We start from the raw sequence: 5935 nt of genomic DNA, 5'->3' as shown, positions 1-5935 counted from the left end.
CGGCAACGCGACGCCTGCGCCGGCCGGTTTCAGCACGATGAAGGCGCCGGCCAGGGCCAGCGCGATGCGCAGCGCGGTGGTCGGCGTGAAGGCCTCCTTCAGCACCAGCCGCGACAGCAGCACCGTCCACAGCGGCATCAGGTAGAACAGCAGCACGACGCGCACCACGTCGCCGATCACCATCGCCCAGTTGAAGGCCGCATTGGTGGTGCCCGACGCCAGCATCAGCAGCCACAGGCTCGGCGTGCGCAGCAGCGTGCCGAGGGCGCGGCGGCGCGTCGCGACGATCAGCAGCACCGCGACCGCATAGACCAGCACGGTGGCCCACAGCGGGTGCAGGCCGAGCGCCTGCAGCTCGCGGAACGGCCACCACGAGACGCCCCACACCAGCGCGTTGAAGCCGAGGGCGAGCGCGGGGAGGAAGCCGGGGGCGGTTTGCGCGTCGCGGCCGGCGGCTGCGGGCGTCAGGTTCAATGCTTGTCGCTGCGGGCGAGGGCGAGCAGGTGATCGACCTCGTCGCGGTAGACGACCAGGTTGCGCGCATGCCAGCGGCGGATCAGCCACATGGTGCCGGCGACGACCAGGCCGAACACCGTGATCGACGCGAAGGCCGACATGCCGAACTTCGTCATGCCGGTGTAGAACGCGCCGAGCCCGAGGATGCAGGCCTGCTCGTTGAAGTTCTGCACCGCGATCGAGCGGCCGGCGCCCATCAGGTTGTGCCCGCGGTGCTGCAGCAGCGCGTTCATCGGCACCACCAGGTAGCCGCCGATCGCGCCGAGGATCACCAGGAAGGGGGCGGCCATCCAGACGTTGTGGATGAAGTTCAGGCCGATCACCAGCACGCCCATCATGATGCCGAGCGGGATCACGTTGGTCGCCTGGTCGAGCCGCACCCGCACCGATGCCGCGATCGCACCGACCGCGGTGCCGAGCGCCACCACGCCGGCCAGCGTCGAGGCCTGCGTGGTCGTGTAGCCGAGCGCCGCGGCGGCCCAGGCGAACACGATCACGCGCAGGTTGCCCGAGACGCCCCAGAACAGCGTGGTCGTCGACAGCGAGATCTGGCCCAGCTTGTCGCTCCACAGGCGGGCATTGCAGCTGGAGAAATCGCGCACCAGCTCGACGACGCTGTGCGAGAGCGGCTGCAGCGGCGCCTCGGTGCGCGGGATGCGCAGGTTGAAGAGCGCGGCGACGACGTACAGGAAGACGATGATCGAGATCGCCGCTTCGGGGGGGGTGTTGATGCCGGTGTCGACCAGCGGCAGGTCGAAGGCGAGCAGGTGCGCCGCGATCGCATGGCCGACCAGCTGGCCGCCGAGCAGCAGGCCCAGGATGATCGACAGGATGGTCAGCCCCTCGATCCAGCCGTTGGCCTTGACCAGCTGCGAGTTCGGCAGCAGCTCGGTCAGGATGCCGTACTTGGCCGGCGAGTAGGCGGCGGCGCCCAGGCCGACGATCGCGTAGGAGATCAGCGGATGGCTGCCGAACAGCATCATCAGGCAGCCGATCACCTTGATCGCGTTCGACGCGAACATCACCCGCCCCTTCGGCACGGCGTCGGCGAACGCGCCGAGGAAGGGCGCGAGGATCACATAGAACAGCGCGAAGATCGGACTCAGCGCCGGCACCTGCCAGGTGGGCGCGTGAGAGGTCTTCAACAGTTCGATGGCGCTCACCAGCAACGCGTTGTCAGCCAGCGAGCTGAAGAACTGCGCCGACATGATGGTGTAGAAACCTTTTTTCATTCGCTGAGAGCGTGCTGCCTGTCGCATGCCGGGTGGGCCCGGTCATCAATCGATGCAGCGCTCGACGCGGCCGCTGCTGGTTCCCCGCGGCGGCGGTTATAGCACGGGGCATGGTGCCCCCGTCGCGCCGACCGGCTCAGTACCCCAGCGACATCGTGACGGCCCCGGCGACGAAGCAGCTGGTCGCGATCGCCGTCGCCGCCAGCGGAATCCGGAACCAGTAGCGCAGCGCGAGCACGACGTAGGCGGCGCTCGCGATGCCGGCCAGCCACACGAAGGTGGGCGAGCGGCGCAGCACGTCCATGTGCATCGCGGCGAGCATCAGGTAGACCAGCGAGAACAGGATGGCGCCCAGGCTGTGGCTCGCGTTGAAGCCGATCCAGGCCTTCCACATCGTCGTGTCGCGGGTCAGGCGCGGCGAACTCGACCGCATCGCGCGCGCGACGTTGGCATCGCGCGGATCGAAGTTCGTGCCGGAGAACGTGAAGGCCAGGTGCAGCAGACCGAGCAGGCCGTAGATCGCTGCGCCGGCAAGGATCAGGATTTGGGACATGCGGGATTGTGTGGGTCGAATGCGCAAGCCTCGTTACGAGGCGCAACCCCGAGCGTTAGACTCCGATCCAGCCATCAGGAGCCGACCATGTCCGATCCCGTGTCCCACATCCTCAGCCTCGGTCGGGCATTGCCGCCGGAAGACCGTGAACGGCTCGTCGAGCAACTGATGGAATCGCTCAACGAGCCAGCCGCCGCTGAGCTCGACACGGCGTGGGAAACGAGATCCAACGCAGGTTGGCCGAGTTCGAGCGGGGTGAAGTCCTGCCGATTGACGCAGAAGATGTGTTCGCCAAGGCTCACCGAATAGCGCGGTGATCAAGGTCTCCTTCCTTCCCGCCGCAGAGATCGAGCTGCTCAAGGAAGTCACCTACTACTCCAAGGGCGCCACGGGAGCTGGCCTGCGCTTCCAGGCCGCTGTCGAAGCGGCAGTTTCCCGCGTCAGGACGCATCCGTTGGGCGGTGCACCGAGCTTCAAGGAGACCCGCAGCGTCCTGGTCAAAGGGTTTCCGTTCAGCATCGTCTACCGGGCTTGGCAAGACAGGCTGCTTGTCGTGGCCATCGCCCCTCATAGGAAGCGCCCGCACTACTGGGCTTCGCGTGTCGACTGAGCGCAACCCGCTCACCCCGCCTTGCGCCGATTCATCTCCGCGCTCTCATAGAACGCCTTCTTCGACGCATACATCGCGTGGTCCGCCTCGTTGACCGCGGCTTCGATGCGCCCGCCGGCCTCGCAGGTGGCGATGCCGAGCGCGAAGCTCAGCGTCGTCGTGCCGTGGAACTGGTTGTTCAGCTCCGCCAGCGAGGCCAGCCGTTCCAGCAGCAGCTGCGCGGCGCGTGCATCCATCCCCGGCAGCAGCAGCGCGAATTCGTCGCCGCCGATGCGCGCGGCGCACATCGGCTTGTCGATCGCCTTCGTCAGCACCTCGCCGGCGCGCCGCAGCAGCGCGTCGCCGGCCGCGTGGCCCTGCGTGTCGTTGATCGTCTTCAGCCCGTTCAGGTCGGCCACCACCACCGTCACCGGCCACGGCCCCTTGCGCTCCAGCCGGTTGATCTCGTCGACGAAGAAGGCCCGGTTGCGCAGCTTGGTCAACGGGTCGTGCTTGCCGAGGAACTCGAGGTACGCCTCGGCCTGCTTGCGTGCCGTGATGTCGGTCAGCGAGATCAGCACCAGGTCCCAGTCGGCCTCGTGGCCGGGCAGCACCGAGAACTGCAGGTACACATGCAGCTTGTCGCCGGCCAGGTTGTAGTTGACGACCTCGCGCTGGTGCGTGGTCTTGCCGTTCCACAGGTCGTGCAGCTGGTCGGCGAAATGCGAGGCCATGTCGTCGCGGAACACGTCGTCCAGCCGCCGCAGCAGCGTGCCGCGGTCGGGCGCGCCGAACATGCGCAGCGTCTGCTGGTTCACGTCGATCACGCGGATCTCCTGCAGGCAGCGGCTGACGAACTCCGGGTGCACGTCGGTGAACACCCGGAAGTCGCTGATGCCCTGCGCGCGGGCCTCGTCGAGCAGCCGCTTCACGCTGCTGAAATCCTCCACCCACAGCGACACCGGCGAATGCTCGAACAGCCCGCGCGCATACAGCTCGCTCAGCCGCAGCGCCTCGGCCGCGGCGCTGCGCTCGGTCACGTCCTCGATCGCGAGCAGCACGCGATCCCAGCCGGCCTCGTGGCCCGGCAGCACGGTGGCGTTCAGCACGATGTCGAGGCGCCGGCCGTCCAGCGCGTAGTGGACCGTCTGGCTCGTGAAGCGGGTGCGGCCGTCCCACAGCGCGGCCAGCTCCTCGACGAGCTGCTCGAACATGTTGTCGCGAAACACGCGCGCCAGGTTCTCGACCAGGTGTGCCAGGTCGCGCGCGCCGTACAGCTCCAGCGTGCGCCGGTTCACCTGCAGCACGCGCAGGCAGGCCGAGCATTCGGCGACGCGGCGTGGGTCGGCCCGCAGGTGCGCGCGCAGGTCGGTCACGCCGGCAGCGCGCCAGCGCGAGAACAACGCATGCAGCGCGCTGTAGTCCTCCAGCCACAGCGACACCGGCGCGAGCTCGAACAGGCTGGCCAGCTCGGCGGGGGGCAGGGCCTCAGTAACGTTCATGGCTTGACGTTCATGGCAGCGGCGACCTCAGTGCGCATTCATCCAGGCTTCGATGGCATCCGGCTCCACCGGTGCCGCGTGGCKGATCAGCTCGCATCCGCCCGGCGTCACGACCGCATCATCCTCGATGCGGATGCCGATGTTCCAGTAGGCCTCGGGCACGTCGGGCGCCGGCTGCACGTACAGGCCGGGCTCCAGCGTGACGACCATGCCGCATTCGAGCCGGCGCGACGGCGCGCGCACGACCCGCCCGCCGCGGAAATCCGGCTGGTCGACGGCCGGCTCCTGCAGCGACAGGTACTCGCCGACATCGTGCACGTCGCGCCCCAGCCAGTGGCCGGTGTCGTGCATGTAGAAGCGCCGGTAGGCGCCGCTCGCCATCACCGCATCGACATCGCCGTGCCGGTCGTGCGACAGCAGCCCGTGGTCGAGCAGGCCCTGCGACAGCACGCGCACCGCGGCTTCGTGGGCGTCGCGCTGGCGGCAGCCGGGCCGCGTCGCGGCCACCGCCACCTGCTGCGCCGCCAGCACCACGTCGTACAGCGCGCGCTGCGGCGCGGTGAAGCGGCCATCGGCGGGAAAGGTGCGGCTGATGTCGCTCGCATACCCGTCGAGCTCGCAGCCCGCGTCCACCAGGCACAGCTGGCCGGCGCGCAGCTCGGCGGGGCCGGCCGCGTGGTGCAGCACGCAGGCATTGCCGCCGGCCGCGACGATGGTGCCGTAGGCCGGCCCGCTCGCGCCATGGCGGCGGAACTCATGCAGCAGCTCGGCCTCGATCTCGTACTCGCGTACGGCGGCCGCCGGGTCGGCGCGAAAGCGCTGCCCGCACCAGCGCATCGCGCGCGCATGGGCGCCGGCCGAGATCGCCGCGGCACGGCGCATCGTGTCGATCTCGTCGCTGTCCTTGATCAGCCGCATCTCGTCGACCAGCGGGCCCAGGTCGCGGTGCACCGGGCCCTCGGCGCCGAGGCCGGCGCGGGTGCGTGCGCGCGCCAGCCAGCCGGGCAGGCGCTGGTCGATCGCGCTCGGCACGGTGAACAGCGTCCAGACATTGCGCACACGGCCCATCAGCTCGGGCAGCAGCTCGTCGAGCCGCTCGATCGGCCAGGCCTGGTCGACGCCGAGCGCCTGCGGTGCGGCTTCGGGGCCGAGCATCGGCCCTTCCCACACCGAGCGCTCGGCACTGGCGCCGTGGCAGAACAGCTCGCTGCGGCCGTCGGCATGCAGCACCAGGCAGCTGTGCGGCTCGTCGAAGCCGCTCAGGTAGTGGAAGTGGCTGCCGTGGCGGAACGGGTGCTCGTTGTCGCCGTTGCGCAGCTGCATGGCCGCGGTCGGCACGATCGCGATGCCGCCGCCGGCCGCCGCGAGGCGACGGGCCAGTTCGGCGCGGCGCTGGCGGAAGGAGTGGGTGCGCATCGGGAGGAGGGCGCTGCGCCGCTGCGTCAGAACTCGCTGTCCGCGCGCGCTTTCGGCGGGTCGCCGGCGGCCGCCGCCGCCTCGGCGCGCTGCTTGCGCAGGCGGCGCAGCTCGCGCAGCATTTCCT

7 protein-coding genes are annotated in these 5935 nt (G+C 69.5%); 2 read left to right on the top strand and 5 right to left on the bottom strand.

Annotation, left to right across the window (positions count from 1 at the left end; all coding sequences use genetic code 11):
• From AC1D12_RS22335 to AC1D12_RS22325, 3 genes are all read right to left on the bottom strand, one after another.
• Nucleotides 1-474 (bottom strand): EamA family transporter (locus tag AC1D12_RS22335; RefSeq protein ID WP_477842923.1); only part of this gene is annotated, 474 nt, incomplete at its 3' end.
• A complete protein-coding gene (gene lplT, locus AC1D12_RS22330; RefSeq protein ID WP_047501485.1) occupies nucleotides 471-1748 on the bottom strand; it encodes a lysophospholipid transporter LplT in 1278 nt (425 codons plus the stop codon). The genes AC1D12_RS22335 and lplT, both read right to left, overlap by 4 nt.
• A gap of 136 nt (nucleotides 1749-1884) precedes the next feature.
• The gene (locus AC1D12_RS22325) at nucleotides 1885-2301 is read right to left on the bottom strand and encodes an LIC_13387 family protein (RefSeq protein WP_047501487.1); all 417 of its coding nucleotides are present in this window, start codon (nucleotides 2299-2301) and stop codon (nucleotides 1885-1887) included.
• Nucleotides 2302-2388: 87 nt separating this feature from the next.
• Between AC1D12_RS22325 and AC1D12_RS22320 the strand changes: the two genes are divergently transcribed.
• Nucleotides 2389-2610, top strand: coding sequence for an addiction module protein (locus AC1D12_RS22320; protein WP_477842921.1), 222 nt, complete (start codon nucleotides 2389-2391; stop codon nucleotides 2608-2610).
• Between the two features lie 4 nt (nucleotides 2611-2614).
• Nucleotides 2615-2911, top strand: a complete 297-nt coding sequence (locus AC1D12_RS22315; protein ID WP_047501491.1) for a type II toxin-antitoxin system RelE/ParE family toxin — start codon at nucleotides 2615-2617, stop codon at nucleotides 2909-2911.
• 11 nt (nucleotides 2912-2922) lie between these two features.
• On the opposite strand, the gene AC1D12_RS22310 is transcribed toward AC1D12_RS22315, so the two are convergent.
• On the bottom strand, nucleotides 2923-4392 hold the full coding sequence (locus tag AC1D12_RS22310) for a sensor domain-containing diguanylate cyclase (RefSeq protein WP_477825155.1): 1470 nt from the start codon (nucleotides 4390-4392) through the stop codon (nucleotides 2923-2925).
• Between the two features lie 27 nt (nucleotides 4393-4419).
• The gene (locus AC1D12_RS22305; RefSeq protein ID WP_477842919.1) at nucleotides 4420-5808 is read right to left on the bottom strand and encodes an aminopeptidase P N-terminal domain-containing protein; all 1389 of its coding nucleotides are present in this window, start codon (nucleotides 5806-5808) and stop codon (nucleotides 4420-4422) included.
• Between the last annotated feature and the right edge of the window lie 127 nt (nucleotides 5809-5935).

Source organism: Rhizobacter sp. P1_G5 (assembly GCF_056405435.1).
This window is presented reverse-complemented; position numbering and strand designations above follow the sequence as displayed.

Bases quoted from the DNA above. Each gene is read 5' to 3' on its own strand.
- lplT (WP_047501485.1), bottom strand. From the start codon at position 1,748: ATGAAAAAAGGTTTCTACACCATCATGTCGGCGCAGTTCTTCAGCTCG.
- AC1D12_RS22325 (WP_047501487.1), bottom strand. From the start codon at position 2,301: ATGTCCCAAATCCTGATCCTTGCCGGCGCAGCGATCTACGGCCTGCTC.
- AC1D12_RS22320 (WP_477842921.1), top strand. From the start codon at position 2,389: ATGTCCGATCCCGTGTCCCACATCCTCAGCCTCGGTCGGGCATTGCCG.
- AC1D12_RS22310 (WP_477825155.1), bottom strand. From the start codon at position 4,392: ATGAACGTTACTGAGGCCCTGCCCCCCGCCGAGCTGGCCAGCCTGTTC.